At 53.0% G+C, this 14,570-nt stretch carries 17 protein-coding genes; 7 read left to right on the forward strand and 10 right to left on the reverse strand.

All coding sequences use genetic code 11. From position 1 onward, the window contains the following. Window positions 1–11: 11 nt before the first annotated feature. Window positions 12–1,157: a trans-sulfuration enzyme family protein gene (locus tag ACO0LF_RS16650; RefSeq protein ID WP_423015909.1), complete on the forward strand. Its 1,146-nt coding sequence runs from the start codon at window positions 12–14 to the stop codon at window positions 1,155–1,157. A 339-nt stretch (window positions 1,158–1,496) separates the two neighbouring features. Next, window positions 1,497–1,718 carry a hypothetical protein gene (locus tag ACO0LF_RS16655; RefSeq protein ID WP_423015910.1) on the forward strand — a complete coding sequence of 74 codons (222 nt, stop codon included), beginning with the start codon at window positions 1,497–1,499 and terminating at the stop codon, window positions 1,716–1,718. Window positions 1,719–1,848: 130 nt separating this feature from the next. Here ACO0LF_RS16655 and ACO0LF_RS16660 read toward each other — a convergent pair whose 3' ends face one another. The 6 genes from ACO0LF_RS16660 to ACO0LF_RS16685 all read right to left on the reverse strand — a co-directional run bounded on the left by ACO0LF_RS16660 (window position 1,849) and on the right by ACO0LF_RS16685 (window position 6,279). Beyond that, complete coding sequence (locus ACO0LF_RS16660; RefSeq protein WP_423015912.1) at window positions 1,849–2,145, reverse strand: hypothetical protein; 297 nt, start codon at window positions 2,143–2,145, stop codon at window positions 1,849–1,851. 116 nt (window positions 2,146–2,261) lie between these two features. Then, entirely contained in the window at window positions 2,262–2,555 is a 294-nt protein-coding gene (locus ACO0LF_RS16665; RefSeq protein ID WP_423015914.1) for a hypothetical protein, read from the reverse strand. Between the two features lie 116 nt (window positions 2,556–2,671). After that, window positions 2,672–3,232 carry a hypothetical protein gene (locus ACO0LF_RS16670; protein WP_423015916.1) on the reverse strand — a complete coding sequence of 187 codons (561 nt, stop codon included), beginning with the start codon at window positions 3,230–3,232 and terminating at the stop codon, window positions 2,672–2,674. A 416-nt stretch (window positions 3,233–3,648) separates the two neighbouring features. Beyond that, complete coding sequence (locus tag ACO0LF_RS16675) at window positions 3,649–4,833, reverse strand: aminotransferase class V-fold PLP-dependent enzyme (protein WP_423015918.1); 1,185 nt, start codon at window positions 4,831–4,833, stop codon at window positions 3,649–3,651. Further along, window positions 4,830–5,294, reverse strand: coding sequence for a RidA family protein (locus tag ACO0LF_RS16680; protein ID WP_423015920.1), 465 nt, complete (start codon window positions 5,292–5,294; stop codon window positions 4,830–4,832). The genes ACO0LF_RS16675 and ACO0LF_RS16680 overlap by 4 nt, the downstream gene beginning before the upstream one ends. Window positions 5,295–5,304: 10 nt before the next feature. After that, the gene (locus tag ACO0LF_RS16685) at window positions 5,305–6,279 is read right to left on the reverse strand and encodes a quinone oxidoreductase family protein (protein ID WP_423015922.1); all 975 of its coding nucleotides are present in this window, start codon (window positions 6,277–6,279) and stop codon (window positions 5,305–5,307) included. A gap of 95 nt (window positions 6,280–6,374) precedes the next feature. Here ACO0LF_RS16685 and ACO0LF_RS16690 point away from each other — a divergent pair, with 95 nt between their 5' ends. The 4 genes from ACO0LF_RS16690 to ACO0LF_RS16705 all read left to right on the forward strand — a co-directional run bounded on the left by ACO0LF_RS16690 (window position 6,375) and on the right by ACO0LF_RS16705 (window position 9,720). Continuing rightward, window positions 6,375–7,289 carry a LysR family transcriptional regulator gene (locus tag ACO0LF_RS16690; protein WP_423015924.1) on the forward strand — a complete coding sequence of 305 codons (915 nt, stop codon included), beginning with the start codon at window positions 6,375–6,377 and terminating at the stop codon, window positions 7,287–7,289. Window positions 7,290–7,902: 613 nt separating this feature from the next. After that, window positions 7,903–8,412 (forward strand): RICIN domain-containing protein, encoded by a 510-nt coding sequence (locus ACO0LF_RS16695; protein WP_423015926.1) that lies wholly within the window; start codon window positions 7,903–7,905, stop codon window positions 8,410–8,412. Between the two features lie 457 nt (window positions 8,413–8,869). Then, window positions 8,870–9,304 (forward strand): ExbD/TolR family protein, encoded by a 435-nt coding sequence (locus ACO0LF_RS16700; protein WP_423015928.1) that lies wholly within the window; start codon window positions 8,870–8,872, stop codon window positions 9,302–9,304. A gap of 14 nt (window positions 9,305–9,318) precedes the next feature. After that, a complete protein-coding gene (locus ACO0LF_RS16705; RefSeq protein WP_423015930.1) occupies window positions 9,319–9,720 on the forward strand; it encodes a hypothetical protein in 402 nt (133 codons plus the stop codon). Between the two features lie 447 nt (window positions 9,721–10,167). Here ACO0LF_RS16705 and ACO0LF_RS16710 read toward each other — a convergent pair whose 3' ends face one another. Next, window positions 10,168–11,196, reverse strand: coding sequence for a pyridoxal-phosphate dependent enzyme (locus ACO0LF_RS16710; protein WP_423015932.1), 1,029 nt, complete (start codon window positions 11,194–11,196; stop codon window positions 10,168–10,170). A gap of 153 nt (window positions 11,197–11,349) precedes the next feature. On the opposite strand from ACO0LF_RS16710, the gene ACO0LF_RS16715 reads away from it, so the two are divergent. Next, window positions 11,350–11,973 (forward strand): glutathione S-transferase, encoded by a 624-nt coding sequence (locus tag ACO0LF_RS16715; RefSeq protein WP_423015934.1) that lies wholly within the window; start codon window positions 11,350–11,352, stop codon window positions 11,971–11,973. Window position 11,974: 1 nt separating this feature from the next. Here the strand turns inward: ACO0LF_RS16715 and ACO0LF_RS16720 are convergent, their stop codons facing one another. The 3 genes from ACO0LF_RS16720 to ACO0LF_RS16730 all read right to left on the reverse strand — a co-directional run bounded on the left by ACO0LF_RS16720 (window position 11,975) and on the right by ACO0LF_RS16730 (window position 14,567). Then, entirely contained in the window at window positions 11,975–12,532 is a 558-nt protein-coding gene (locus tag ACO0LF_RS16720; protein WP_423015936.1) for an Lrp/AsnC family transcriptional regulator, read from the reverse strand. A 13-nt stretch (window positions 12,533–12,545) separates the two neighbouring features. Continuing rightward, entirely contained in the window at window positions 12,546–13,430 is an 885-nt protein-coding gene (locus ACO0LF_RS16725; protein ID WP_423015938.1) for a TIGR02285 family protein, read from the reverse strand. Between the two features lie 294 nt (window positions 13,431–13,724). Beyond that, complete coding sequence (locus tag ACO0LF_RS16730; protein ID WP_423015940.1) at window positions 13,725–14,567, reverse strand: oxidoreductase; 843 nt, start codon at window positions 14,565–14,567, stop codon at window positions 13,725–13,727. Window positions 14,568–14,570: the final 3 nt, after the last annotated feature.

Here is a 14,570-nt window from a genome sequence, read left to right on the forward strand (position 1 = left end):
AGAACATTGTCATGACTGATATCAATACCACAGTGGTACAAGCTGCCAAGGATATTCCTGCGGGCTTTGCCTCGCTATCGCAAGGCGTATTCCATGCATCGACTATCGTCTTTCCCGATGTGGCATCCTTCCTGCACAGACAGGCGCAAGCGCATACTGGCTATAGCTATGGGCAAAATGGCACGCCTACTCACTATGCCCTGGCAAATAAATTATCCGAGCTGGAAGGTGGTGGCTACACTGCACTCGTACCCAGCGGCCTGGCAGCCATCGTCCTGGTCAACAGCATGTTGCTGGGCGCGGGCGACCATGTGCTACTGCCAGACAGTATCTACGGTCCCACGCTGGAAGTCACCAAGACCCTGTTCGCCAAATGGGGCGTGCAATATACGATTTACCCGAATGATATTGCTGCCGGCATCACTGCATTTTTCAGGGACAATACCAGGCTGATATGGACAGAAAGCCCGGCCTCCGACAGTATGGAAATGCAGGACATACCAGCCATCGTTGCCGCCGCCCATGCGCGTCAGATCAAGGTGGCAATGGATAATACCTGGGCCACGGCGCTGGGTTTTCGTGCGCTGGATGTGGGCGTGGATTTCAGCATACAGGCGCTGACCAAATATGTCGGCGGGCATTCTGATTTATTGATGGGCGCTGTCAGCACACGCGATGAGGCTGGCTATCATGCCTTGCGCAATACCAGTGAATTACTAGGTTATTACGTCGCCCCCGACGAATGCTTCCTGGCCTTACGCGGCTTGCCCACACTGGCACTCAGGCTGGAAAGACAATATGCATCAGCCCTGCGCATTGCAGAGTTTTTACAAACGCATGCCGAGGTAGATCAACTCCATTACCCGCCACTACCCGGAGACCGATATCATCATTTGTGGAAGCGTGATTTCAAAATGGGGAATGGCTTGATGTCTTTTACTCTCAAGCAAAACAATCTGGCCGCCATAGAAAACTTCGTCGCCGCCTTGAAAATTTTCACGCTGGGCAATAGCTGGGGAGGCGTGCACAGCCTGATTGCTGTCGCCCCACAAAGGCAACCAAGCACCGGCTGGCTGCTGCGCCTGCATGTGGGGGTGGAGCATGTGGATGATTTGCTGGAAGATGTGGCCAAGGCCCTGGCGATGCTGAATGCATGATGCTTTGCCTTTGGGGTGCGCCGTATACACCATGCATGAATTTCAATATGTGGAGATGGTGCGTTATAACGCACCCTACAAATTCTGGTCGCACTGTAAAACACGGTAGGGTGCGTTGCAACGCACCGCTTTAGCAATTTTCATGCACAACCCGGTGCGCATGGCGCACCCTACAAATTGCTGCACAATTTCACCCGCCCTGCTCTTGCAAAAATCGACTGCATCCACAATTATGCAATATCGATATTTTCAATAGAGTGATCATCATGAACCAACATAGCAAGCAGTTCCTAATGACCCATAAAGCGGCAATCGGGCCGCCCGGGTTCTTGAGGAACAATGATGAAAGATCTCTCGCGCGCCCTGCGCAGGCATCATGCTGCGCGGCTTAAAAAGAAACGTCAGTATTATTATAGCTGGACAAAAAAACTCGATCCCAGGCAATTGGGAATAGTCTTGAATACCGTACCTATCTGCAGCTGTTATATGTGCGGTAATCCGCGCAAGTATTTTAAAGAACGCAGCGTGCAGGAAAAGCGCTGGATGCAGGTAGTGGAGTAAAAAGCGATCGCTAGCAGGTAGGATTTAGCGCTGCGCAATCGTACGCATGTAAGAAGCCATGTCTCAGCATTGCTGTCATTTCCGGAAATAACATGCGTACGATTACGCGATGCTAATCGTACCTACGACACTATTCGTCACTACCAGGTTTACTTGATTTTTCTACCAGTTCAATGGCTTCAGGATCGACAGCAATTGAGTGAATTTCTGTCGCTCCATCTGCTCTTTTCCAGGTCAGGCTTACCCAAACGAGTCCATCATCAAATACATTATATACAGGTAGAACTTGACCAAGCATAGACGAAACATCTGCATGCTCATCTCCCGCTAGTCGCTTTAGAATGGAAGGACGTATACGTAACAAGCGAACTAAATCATCTTCCTCCACCACTTTGCCAAATCTGTCTAATCCAGGTTTTTTTTCCATTTTCGATCCAATTTAAAAGAGATGGCAATTTTAATCGAGATCGGTGTCATATCTAATAGCTACTATGCAATTTTCAGGTAAGATTTTGTATAGCATCATCGCACGTCGTGGCCACACTATGACGAGATCAAAATTTCCAGCAATCTCGCAAAGCCAGTCGGGATTTCATGCATCTGATCGGGTGTGTAGAGTACGTTCAAGACCTGGCCTCCCAGCTCAAGATCGACGACATCGATTGCGAGCCAGTCGCTGGACCAAAAATCTATCGCTCCGATTTTGGAGGAGGATGAAAATTCCAGCCTTTTCAAATCACCAAAATCCCCTTCCAGAAACTCAGTCCAGGCAAGAATATAAGAAGAGGGAAACTGTGGTTCTACAAGCTCCTTGAAGTAGGCAAGGTGATCGTTCATATACTTTCGCGCTTCAAATCAAAAGCCTATATTAGCTCATCTTGATCCTGTGCCCATCGAAAACAAAGACGCAGCAATCTTGCACGGTGCCCAGGCCACCTGTGCGCCATCGTTCCTCACTGCTCTGACTCTTCCAGCCTCTGCCGCATCAAGGCCACAAAATTATCCAGCTCAGGCGCAGGCCCGGCGCCCAGATTGGCGTTGGTCGCCATGTCGTCTATCTCGCGTAAAACTGTGCCGCCGCCCATCGAGGTCTGGCCCAGCACAAAGTAGCGAATATGATCGTGCTGCTTGCTACGCACGATGCCAGAAAAATGTGGTGCAATGACCCAGGTGCCTACACTTTGTGCATTCTCCTTGAATGACTTGCCTGTCAGGTCTATCGCCACTGGCTGTGGATAAGCCAGTACCAGTAAAGTATGCTTGTTATCAAGATCAAACTGGTGCCAGCGATATTGTGCGGCTTCTTCTTGCAGACTGGGGATGGACAATGATTTGCAGGCCAGGTGATAAAACAGGAAATGCGAAGTCTCGCTGGCACTTTCGACGATATCAAATAATTGCGCTGCCTGGCGGAAGACATAATGCGGCAGGATTTGATAAGCAATGTTATAAGACAATTGCTCCAGCGATGTACGTACTGCTGGCTTGCCCTTGAAAAAGTCCAACAGTCCCATGGTGTTTTCCCGGAGAGTCGTAAGGAGAACATCTCACCGCATTGCGGGCGAGAAATTCAGTCAGGAGAGCCGCCCGCTTGAGCCTGGAGGCCAAGCAAATGAAACCATGGGTGATGTTATTTTGTCAAACTCAACTTGCTATGAAAAAGTAAGAGTTTGTTAATTGAATGACGATGAGAAATTAAGCGGTATCAGATCCTGGTGCCTGGCACTTACCGTCTCAAAAAATCCGTCGCATGAGTCTCATGAACACCGTTCTCGCCAGTAGGGTACGCCATGCGCACCATGCCGTTGCTTTAAAATTGACGACATGGTGCGTTATAACGCAGCCTGCAAATCCGGCTCGCCTTGCACAAGGTAGGGTGCGTTACAACGCACCGGTTTGAAGATATCAAATCAAACGCACCCTGCCAAGCTCACACCATCCCTTCCAGCGCCCCTGCCAATTGTTCTACATCATCGAGGGTATTCAGATAAGAAAACGAGGCCCTGGCTATGCTGTGCAAACCTCGGGCTTGCACGTCCAGCGGGGTATAGGACACACCGTTCGCACCGATGAAGATGCGTTGCTGTGCCAGGCTGTTTTTCAAGGCCATGGCATCGTGACCGCGCAGATTGAAAGAGACAATGCCAGATTGCGGCCCCTCGCCCAGGTCATGCAGGCTGATGGCCGGGATGCGAGCCAGGCGTGCGCGGCAAGCCGTGGCCAGGGCAGCGCTGATGCTGCCCAGGTCTGCCACTCCCAGCTCCAGCGCCAGCTTGACAGACTCTGCCAGGCCCAGTTGCAGGGCCACGGCAGCCTCACTGGTTTCAAAGCGGCGGGCATCGTGGCGTAGTTGCGCCTGATCTTCTGCAATGGGAGCAGAAGATACATCGACCCAGGCAGGTTCCAGCTTGTTCAAAAAAGATTTGCGCACATACAGCAAGGCCGTGCCGCGTGGCCCGCGCAAGTGTTTGCGGCCTGCGCTTTTGAGTACATCGCATTGCAGGGCTTGCACATCGACAGGCACTTGCCCCAGGGCTTGCGCGGCATCGATGAGATAAGGCACGCCGGCGGCGGCAGTGATCTTGCCAACCGCGGCTGCATCATTGATGAGGCCGCCATTGGCGGGCAGCCAGGTCAATGAAACCAGGCGCACGCGCTTGTCCATCATCTGCGCCAGTGCCTGAACATCAACACTACCGTCGCCATGGGAAGGTATGGTTTCTACTGTTGCGCCTGCAAGTTGTGCGGCGCGCTGGTAGTTTGCCAGGTTACCGCCCCACTCTTGTCGCCCCACCAGTATACGGTCACCCTGTTGCAGCCTGGGCATGGCGGCGAAGGCACTGCCAAAGCCACTGGAACCAGATGTCATGAGGGCGATTTCATCGCTGCTGGCATTGATTAGCCTGGCGGCATCTTCCCGCAATGCTTGTAGTTTGTCTGCCACCAGTAGGGCAGCTTCCATGGGGCCGACCTGTGCTTCGAGATCAAGATGCGCATGGATGGCTTGCAGGGCAGCCTGCGGTAACAGCGAGGCACCGGCATGGTTGAGGTGCAAGCCTTTATCCAGGCCGGGGGTTTGCGCACGTAATTGCGCCAGTTTTTGCGGACTGATCATGCTGCCACCAGTTGCACAATGGCGTCCACTTCCACCGCTGCGCCAGTAGGCAGGCTGGATACACCTATCGCCGTGCGCGCATGGCGGCCACGCTCGCCCAGGACAGCGACAAGCAGATCAGAGGCACCATTGGCGATGGCACTATGCCCGTCAAAATCTGCCGTGGCAGCGATGAACACACCCAGCCTTTGTACCTGGGCGATGCGGGCAATATTGCCTTCCGTGACCGCGTCGATGATGGCGAGCACGCCGAGAGCGGCTATTTCTGCATCCTGTTTTGCGGCTTCTGCTGCCAGGCCAGCGCCGACGACGCCAGCTTTGGCTGCACCAGGCCTGCCGATTTGTCCGGCGATGATGAGTACATTGCCTTGCAGGGTATAGCTGAGATAATTGGCAGCAGGTGTCTTGACTGCTGGCAGGCTGTGGCCAAGTTCTTGCAATTTTTGTGAGATGGTGGTCATGAGACTTTTCTTAAACAAGGGTGGAGTTAATGGCCAATAAAAGCTTGCCTTGCGTGCCGCGTTCTGCCAGCGCCGCATGGGCTTGCGCGACATCGGCCAGTGCATATTCAGCATGAATGCGCAGCTTGACTATTCCTGTGCTCAGATAATCATACAGCTTGCTGGCATGCTCTTGCAAGACAGCAGATGAATGCAGATAATGCGGCAAGACCGGGCGCGTCAGAGTGATGCTCTTCTTCATGAGTTGCAAGACATCGACAGGATCAGGCTGGCCGCTGGCGGCGCCAAACAGGATGACATGGCCGCGAGCAGCAACAACGGCCAGGCTTTGTGTGAACGTGTTTTTGCCAACAGAATCAAACACCACGTCTACACCACGGCCCTGGGTTTTATCCATTACCTGGGCGACCCAGTCGCTGCCATCGGCATATAGTACGGGCACAGCACCAACACTGCCTAACCACGCCGCCTTGCCAGCAGACGATGCCGTACCAAACACCGTCAGGCCACGTGCCACCAGCAGTTGCACCAGCCAGCCGCCAACACCACCGGCAGCGGCATGGACCAGCACAGCGCCAGAAATGGGCAGGCGTGCCACATCATCGGCCAGCATGATGGCGGTCAGGCCATGCTCTATTGCGGCGCAGGCATCGCGCAGGCTGACTGCATCCGGTATGCGCACCAGGTGGGCGGCAGGCACAGCTACCTGGGTTGCATAAGTGCCTTGCACGCCGGTGGTATACGCCACCCGGTCGCCTATGCGCCAGCCACTGTTTGCTGCTGCCCTGGCCACAATGCCCGTACCTTCTATGCCCATGGGCCATGGCTGTTTGACGCCAGGGTAGCGGCCTTCACGCTGGTAGATGTCAACAAAATTCACCCCGGCCCAGGCGGCATCGACGATGACCTCTCCTGTTGGTGCAGCCACTTCCTGCAGTTGTAATTGTTCAGGTCCACCGAACTGTTCAACGATGATCGCTTGCATTGCATTTTCCTCAGACTGTCGATATCGAATTATTGTCGTAATATGTCAGGACAAAAAACGATACTTTCGCAATATGAAAGTGAGGAAAATTCAATATGCAAGGCAAACTGCCACCCCTGTTCACCCTGCAAGCCTTTGAGGCAGCTTCGCGTCTGGGCAGCTTTAGCCGCGCCGCCGATGAACTGAGCCTGACACCCGGTGCCATCAGCCGCCAGATCCGTCAACTGGAAGACTGGAGTGGCCTGACCCTGTTCAAGCGCAATGGTCCCAGGGTCAGCCTCACGGATGATGGTGCTGCCCTGCTGACGCGTCTGGCCGGGCCCCTGTCTGCCCTGCACCAGGCGATTTATCCACCGGCAGACACCACACTGAAGACCCTGCACATCAGCACCCTGGCCTCGATCGCCAAAGAATGGCTGTTGCCGCGCCTGGCCAGTTTTAGCACTGCTCATCCGCATATCCGCCTGATCATCGATACTGACTATGCGCTGGTGCGCGCGGCACCACGTGTGGCCATGGTGGCGATACGCCATGGTGCGCGGCAAAGCACAGACCAGATTTGTGAAACCCTGTTCACTGACCGCCTGCTGGCCCTGACTTCAGCAGAGCTCAAAGCCAAGCTGGGGACAAACCCCAAAGCCTGGCCCGCCAGCGCCATGCTGCAACACCTGTCCCTGGACCCGGCAACATGGCTGGCAGCAGCAGGCCTGCCTGAGGATTTCACTTTACAAGGCCAGGCCTATAACGATGCCGACGTCTTGCTGGAAGCTGCCCAGCACAGCCAGGGCATAGCCCTGGGCCGCCTCTCGATTGCCTGGCGACGCCTGCAGGCGGGCAGCCTGGTGCTTGCCTGCGACACCATCTGCCCCACACCACGCGACAACCTCATGGTCTTGCGCGAAGACAGCGCCGAGCTACCTGAAGTGCGCGCCTTTACCCAATGGCTACGCGAACAGGCACGTGCCTGGCAACTGGAAGTCGATGCCTTTGATGAGATGCGTAAAACCTGATAGTTCATCACATTCATGTAGGGTGCGTTGTAACGCACCGCTTTATGCTCAAACACCTCGATCAGTCGTTTAAATCGCATGGCAAGCATGCACGCAATTTGAACACGGACATGCCATTAATTTTTAAGGTCAAATGCGGTGCGTTATAACGCACCCTACGAAACAAGATGATGTGCGTGGCTCCCTTCTGCTAGCAACTTATGGCGGTAGGGTGCGTTGTAACGCACCGCTTTAAGCTCAAACACCTCAAGTATTCATTTGAATCATATGGCAAACATGCACACAATTTGGGCACGGGCCTGCGATTAATTTTAAGGTCAAATGCGGTGCGTTATAACGCACCCTACGAACCTGCATCTCCCTAAAAGCGCAATCACCGATGATGCGCGGCTTCAATATGGCCAGATAAAAAGCCTGACAACCTTTCCCACGAAATAACAGAAAAAAACAGGCATGCTCAGGATGGCATCTGCCTCATCATGCCGTTTTCCAAATTCTGAAACATTGTACTTTAGTTATCATTATGCTATATTGGCAAGCTTTCCAAATATTGCTTATTTAGCACTATATGGGGAAGGTATTTTTATTTTATTTACTTACATTAATCATTAAAATGAAACTTAGCGCATTGTGTATCGGTACTTCTCTTTTGCTTGCTGTCCTGCTTACGTCTGCCCCTGAAGGCCAGGCGCGTGGTAAAGATTTCCGCTTTAAAACCCAGTTCACAGGCGGCAATGTCTGCCTGGATATTATCAATGATGGGCAAAACAAAATCCCCTCCATGGCTAAGTGCGGCAGTTACTCAGGCCAGGCCTGGCAATTGATACAGACTGGTGAAGCAGGATATTTCAAATTGAAGAACGGCTTTTCCGGCCCTGGCATGTGCCTGGACATAGTTAACGATGGCAAAAATAATCAACCCACGATGTCCAGATGCGGTGACTTCAGCGGCCAGTCCTGGAAATTTGAAGCAACAGCAGACAACAGATACGCCAAACTGAAAAACACTTTTTCTGGTGAAAAAATGTGCCTGGACATCATCAATGATGGCAAGAACGATCAACTGAGCATGGACAAATGCGACAACGTCACCGGGCAGTTCTGGCGTAATACGGCGTTCTGAGAATCAGGATATCTGGGTGTCTGAAAACCTATCTTAGATACCCATGCAAATAAAAAATCTCATCGCAAAGACACAGAGAAATACATTATTCATGCCGAACCTGGGAAACACGCCCCAGCCTTCATCTTCCAGCATCATGCATTCTTTGTGGTGAGATTTTTGGTTTTGATTTCAACGGACACGGCAAGGCATTCGCGGCTGAAGCCGCTCCTGCGAAACGAGATAGTGCACGTAATGCGCCCTTCTTGCGCAGATGAATCCCAGCCTGCGCCGGGATGAGCCAAATACAAATCGGCTTGGTTTATCGACTCACTTGCCTTTCTGTCCTGGCCTCACATTTGTCATCATATGCTCGCAAAATTAATCAGCCAGTAGGCTGCGATGGCAAGCCACACACTTGCAATTTACCTCCATTAATGTAATGCTAAGACATCCTCAATTTCACCAGGGTGCCAGCATGCACTTCCCTACCTCAGCCGACCAGGACAAAGACCAGGAAGGCTTGCTGACCATGAGCATGACGCCACTGATTGGTATTATCCTGGTCTTGATGATGGTGATGATAGCGGGCGTAGCACCCAGGCGGGAGGTGGTTTTGCTCGATATGGAAAACAGATTTCCTAAAAACGTCACGTGCGAAGGCTTTGTAGCTGGCATCACTATAGATATCGATTTTGACGACACCCTGTGGTGGAATGACACTCCCGTTTCACGGGAAGAATTACAGCGCCACCTGGCCAGCGCAGCGCAAGAACAAACACCAATTCATTTGAGACCATCCCATATGGCCAGCCACGCTGCAGTTGCGGCAATGACCAACAGCATACGCAAGGCCGGGATACAGACTATCAGTCTTGCCGCGGTGGACTTAAGCGGGCAATCAATACATTAAATAACATAGATCAAATGCAGCTATTATCAATCCTCCACGGTGGCGCAAAGGCGCTAGACGCTGTCTCCGAATCCTTCGCCCCCAAACCTGGCGCTTCTTCCTCAGATATCCGCAAGAACGGCTTGCTTTGCCTGGCCATTGGTCTGCTGTGCGTGTTCCTGAGCATATCGCTGATCTTTGTCAAACCCATGATTCCAGCGCTGATGATGTTGCCCATATTGCTCTCATATGCATTCATGATCGTTGGTGCTTATCGAGCGATATTTGGAAAAACACCCAAGCCAGCCTACCCCGGAGAACTCTCCATCAAGCGAGTTTCGTTTGCGGTCATCACCATCGTTTTTTTCTTTGGCGCTATAGCAGGACTCGTATCCTTAGGGAGTTGGCTGTATGAGCTTTTGTATGCGGGTGCATAGTATGCATTGCAATACAGCATACGAAACGGGGAACGCGTAGTGCGCCCTTCTTGCGCAGATGGATCCCAGCCTGCGCTGGGATGACCTTAATATAAACTGGGTTGATCTATCGACTCACCTGTCTTTTACCCCTGGCCTCCAATTTGTCATCGTATGCTGGCAAAATTAATCAACCAGTAGGGTGCGTTGTAACGCACCGCTTCAATCACAAAACACGTCGGGCATTTGTTTGAATTGCATGGCAAGCATGCACGCGATTTGCACACGGGTATGTTATTAATTTTTAAGATCAAATCCGGTGCGTTATAACGCACCCTACAAAACTGTGGTGTAGCAGGGAATTCGTGCGGTATACCGCACGCCTGCGCAACGAAGACTGCTTGCAAGCAGTCTTTCCTTCCTCTGTACTGAGCTTTCAGGTCTTAATTTTTTCTTGCCCCAAAAAAATCAAGCACCCTCGCTGACCACCAGCAACACGCAACTCTCTTCATCCAGTCCATAATTTGCCCTTAATCCAGTATCTGCCGCGACATGCAGCAAACCTGCCAGACCAGCACAGCCGGATGCGGTGCTGGCTGGGCCGCCATGGTTTTGCATGATGCTGACGGCAGCTTGTAATTGCGTTTCGCTGACACTGATGGCGCTGGCCTGGTGTTGCAGCAGGACCGCCACTGCCGGGGCGGATGCCAGGCCACAGGAGAGCATCTGGGCGCTGGTTTGCAAATCGCCTTTGGCATAGACGGGATGGCCGGCTTGCAAGGCCAGGGCAACACAGGCAGCAGATACTGGTTCGACGACGATGAGGCGGCGTGGTTCGCGCATGTTGCCACGCAAACCCTGGGCCATGGCGGCAGCCAGGCCACCAACGCCAGCCTGTATGAAGAGATGGCTGGGGCGCTGCGCAGCATCTGTGGGCAATTGCTGTTGCAGCTCTGTGCAGATGAGACTGTAGCCATCCATGACGTCGTTGACGGCGATATCATTGATGTCTTCAGAAGTATCCGGCACCAGCAAACCCGCACCACTAGCGGCTGCGGCAGCGGCTTGCAGCACGGCTTCATCATAGCTGCCCTGGACCCAGATGACTTCACCACCGAGTTGCCGTATGCGCTCTGCCCGGTTGGCTGACACGCCTACAGGCAGGTAAATGGCGGCACGGGTGCCTACCCTTTCCGCTGCAGCTGTCACGGCCAGGCCGTGGTTGCCATCGCTGGCGCAGATCAGGCCTGGCAAGTGCGCAGTGACCTGCAATTCTTCCAGTGTTTGTATGTCAGTGGCGCGGGCCAGTGCGCGCAAGGCTGCGACCATGCCACCCAGCACCTTGAAATTACCCAGGGGGCGCTGGTTTTCTGCCTTGACCAGGACACGCCTGACTCTGGCGGCAGCAGCCAGTCCTGGCAAATCCAGCAGGGCGGTGGGGCTATCATCATCCAGCAGGGCGGATGTCTGTATATGGTGCAAGGGTGTGGTTTTCATTTGCCCAGTGTAAAGCTGCCGCAAAAATCTGCGCCGCAAAGATGGCGGCAACTTGCCACAAACAGGCAGATTCCGGTATGCCATTGCACTTAAAACGCGTAGTGCCTGGCTTAGCATTGCTATCAAAGTTCAACATTGTCAGAAAGCGCGCACATGCAATTACTCTACCAAACCCATTCTCCCTATGCCCGCAAGGCCCTGGTGTTTGCCCATGAAGCTGGCCTGGCAAAACACATAGAAGTCATCCACCATGAAACCAGCCCTACCCTGCGCAATGAAGCCGTGTATGCACAAAACCCCTTAGGTAAAGTACCGGTATTGTTGCGGCCAGGTTTGCCACCTGTCTTTGATTCTGATGTGATTTGCGAATACCTCGATACCCTGCATGCAGGCAGGCCACTGATCCCAGCGCAGGGTGAAGCCCGCTGGCATGCCTTGCGGGTGCAGGCGGTGGCCAAGGGCATGGCCGATTCTGGCATTGCCCTGCGCTGGGAAACCACGCGCCGACCAGAAGCCCTGCGTTATCCAGCACTGCGCGATGGGCATATGGGCAAGCTGCAAGCCAGCTATGACTGGCTGGAGCGTGAGCTGGATGTGAATGTGGATAGCACCGTGCATGTCGGCCACATCGCCGTGGCGACTGCCCTGAGCTGGCTGGAGTTTCGCGAGCTACCCGACTTTAAGGAGAATCACCCCAGGCTGGCTGCATGGTATGCAGAATTCATTACGCGGCCAGCCATGCTGGCGACACCACTCTCAGGTGATACCCAGGATTAACTTATTCAGCCTCATCGAGTGGTACAGGAATATGCAAGCCACGCTTGAGCAAGCCCAGCGTCACATTGGTGGTAAAGCGTTTGACATTGGGGTTATCGAGCATGAGGCGCGACATGAAAGCATCAAAAGCTTCCATATGTGGTGCCGTGATAATGAGCACAAAGTCTGCTTCACCCGTGACATAAAAAGCTTGCTGTATCTGTTCCTGCTCATTGAGCCAGGTGCGCAATTGCGCCAATAATTCTGGCCGCTCGCGCTCGACTTCAAGTGAAACGATGAAGAAATTGGGCCGACCTACTTTGGCTGGATCAACAATGGCGGTGTCGCGCTGGATGACGCCTTGCTCGCGCAGACGACGCAAACGCCGCTGTATTGCTGATGGTGAGAGTGGCACCTGTTCAGCCAGACGCTCGGCCGCCAGGCTGGAATCTTGTTGCACGAGGTTTAATAACTGGCGGTCAAATTTGTCGAGTTGCATGGTGGTCTGTTCTGGCTGTTCTGGCTGTTCTGGAGTAGGGCAAGCTAATACATTCTGTGCCCTGATGCAGGATTGTAGCATTCAGGCTGCCGACTTATTTACGCACCCTGCCCTTGAATTGAAAAGCCTGGTTATACACCTGGTGTGCCAGGGCGCGTGCATCTTCCGGCAACCAGCTTTCATAGAGAAGAGCAATGGCTTCCAACACTTCGCGGCGGGCCAGTACGGTATTGATCTGTTCTATGGCTTGTTCACCAAAAGCACTTTTGGAGCAGGCGGCATAACCCAGCAGGTAGGCGGGCTGTTCTTGCAGCGGATAGAATTTCAGGTCTATATAATCTGCATTGTCGCGGCTATTCAGAAAATTGGCCTCATATGGATAACCCAGCACCAGGTTGACACGGCCCAGGGCATTCATTTGCAATAAACTTTTTGCGGCATTCGGTGCACTATTGAGATAGATATTTTTCTTGCCCTTGTGCGCCTGTAGCAGTTCATCAATATTGGCACCATAACTGCGGCCACTTTGTGCACCTACTGTCAGCACTTCATCTTCCAGTAATTTGCTTAAACTGAGTTTATCACCCGCCACCAGGTAAGGCCGCAATTGCGCAATCTGGGTACGCGGTATCATGGCACCGGGCGGTAGCTGGGCAAAGAAAGGCTGGGAGAAAATCATGGTTTTCTCGCGCTCGGCATTTTTAAACAGTCCCAGGGCGCAGGCATTATCCTCATCCCTGAGCATCAATTCCAGGCGCTTGAGCGGGACGTTGATGAACTTGTGCTGATAGGCAGGCAAACCGGGTATAAGCTGGCGCTGCAAGGCCAGATCGACGATGCCCTCGCCCTTGCCCGGTCCTTCTTGTATGTAAAGCGGTGGCAAATGATAGACATACCAGCTAATCTCGTTCGCGCCCTGCATCATGCCACTGGCAAACAAACCAGAAGCCAGGGTGGCACTCTTGAACCACTTAGCCACACACGCCCACCCACATAAAACACCCTGCATTCACCCTCTCCCTGCTCACTGGCACTATAAAAACGGCGCAAGTATGTCACACTTTGTCATTTTGACAAAGTTATGAGAAGATTAAGGAGATATGCTAGTGCGTTGTGCACGGCTTGCCAGGTTTCAAAATTTTAGACCATTCAATACCGTCTCGTAGGGTGCGTTGCAACGCACCGGCCCCTTAGACATTGCGATATTGCAATCCTGTGACAAAAAAAGGTGCTTTATAACGCACCCTACCAAGATGATAAGATATGCCTACCGCTAGGCAAAATCGCCATCGGTGGAGACTGATAAGACCCGCCATTGCTGCAACTCTTGCTGGTGTTTTTCCAGGCTGGCGCCGACGATTTGTATGGCATCTGAACCCGCTGCATAACGCAATGGTGGTTCTGCCATATTGCTGATAGACAGTATGGCGGCACCCAGTTTGACCGGGTCACCGGCTTGTTGATGGTTGTAGCCCTCAAAACTGTCACGGCTGTTGATGCCGTTATTGGCATAGTCAGCAATGCTCTTGTCGCCATAGCGTACCGAGGTCTGGTCAAGGAAATCGGTACGGAAGAAGCCAGGCTCGACGATGGTGATGTGGATGCCAAAGCGTGCCACCTCCAGCGCCAGCGATTCTGAAAAACCTTCTATGGCAAACTTGCTGGCGCAATAGACCGAGGCGCTTTCAAAACCAACCACGCCACCTATCGATGACAGGTTAAAGATATGCCCGCGCCTTTGCTCACGCATGGCAGGCAAGGCAGCGCGTGCCATGTTCATGCTGCCGTACACATTGGTGTCGAATTGCTGGCGGATTTCTGCCGTGCTGATTTCTTCAAACAAGCCTAGCTGACCATAGCCCGCATTATTGACCAGCACATCCAGGCTACCAAACTGTGCGCAGGCTGCCTTGACTGCAGCTTGTGCCTGGGCTTCGTCATTGACATCCAGTGTCAGCGCCAGCACTTGCTCGCCATAGCTGGCGAACTGGCTTTGCAGTTTGCTGATATCGCGGCCAGTGACGACGACTTTGTCGCCGCTATCAAGGGCAGCCTTGGCGATGGCTGCGCCTATGCCACGGGCGGCACCCGTAATTAACCAGGTCTTTTGTTTCATGAT

The organism is Undibacterium sp. Di27W, from assembly GCF_049340345.1.
Classification (GTDB): Bacteria; Pseudomonadota; Gammaproteobacteria; order Burkholderiales; family Burkholderiaceae_D; genus Undibacterium.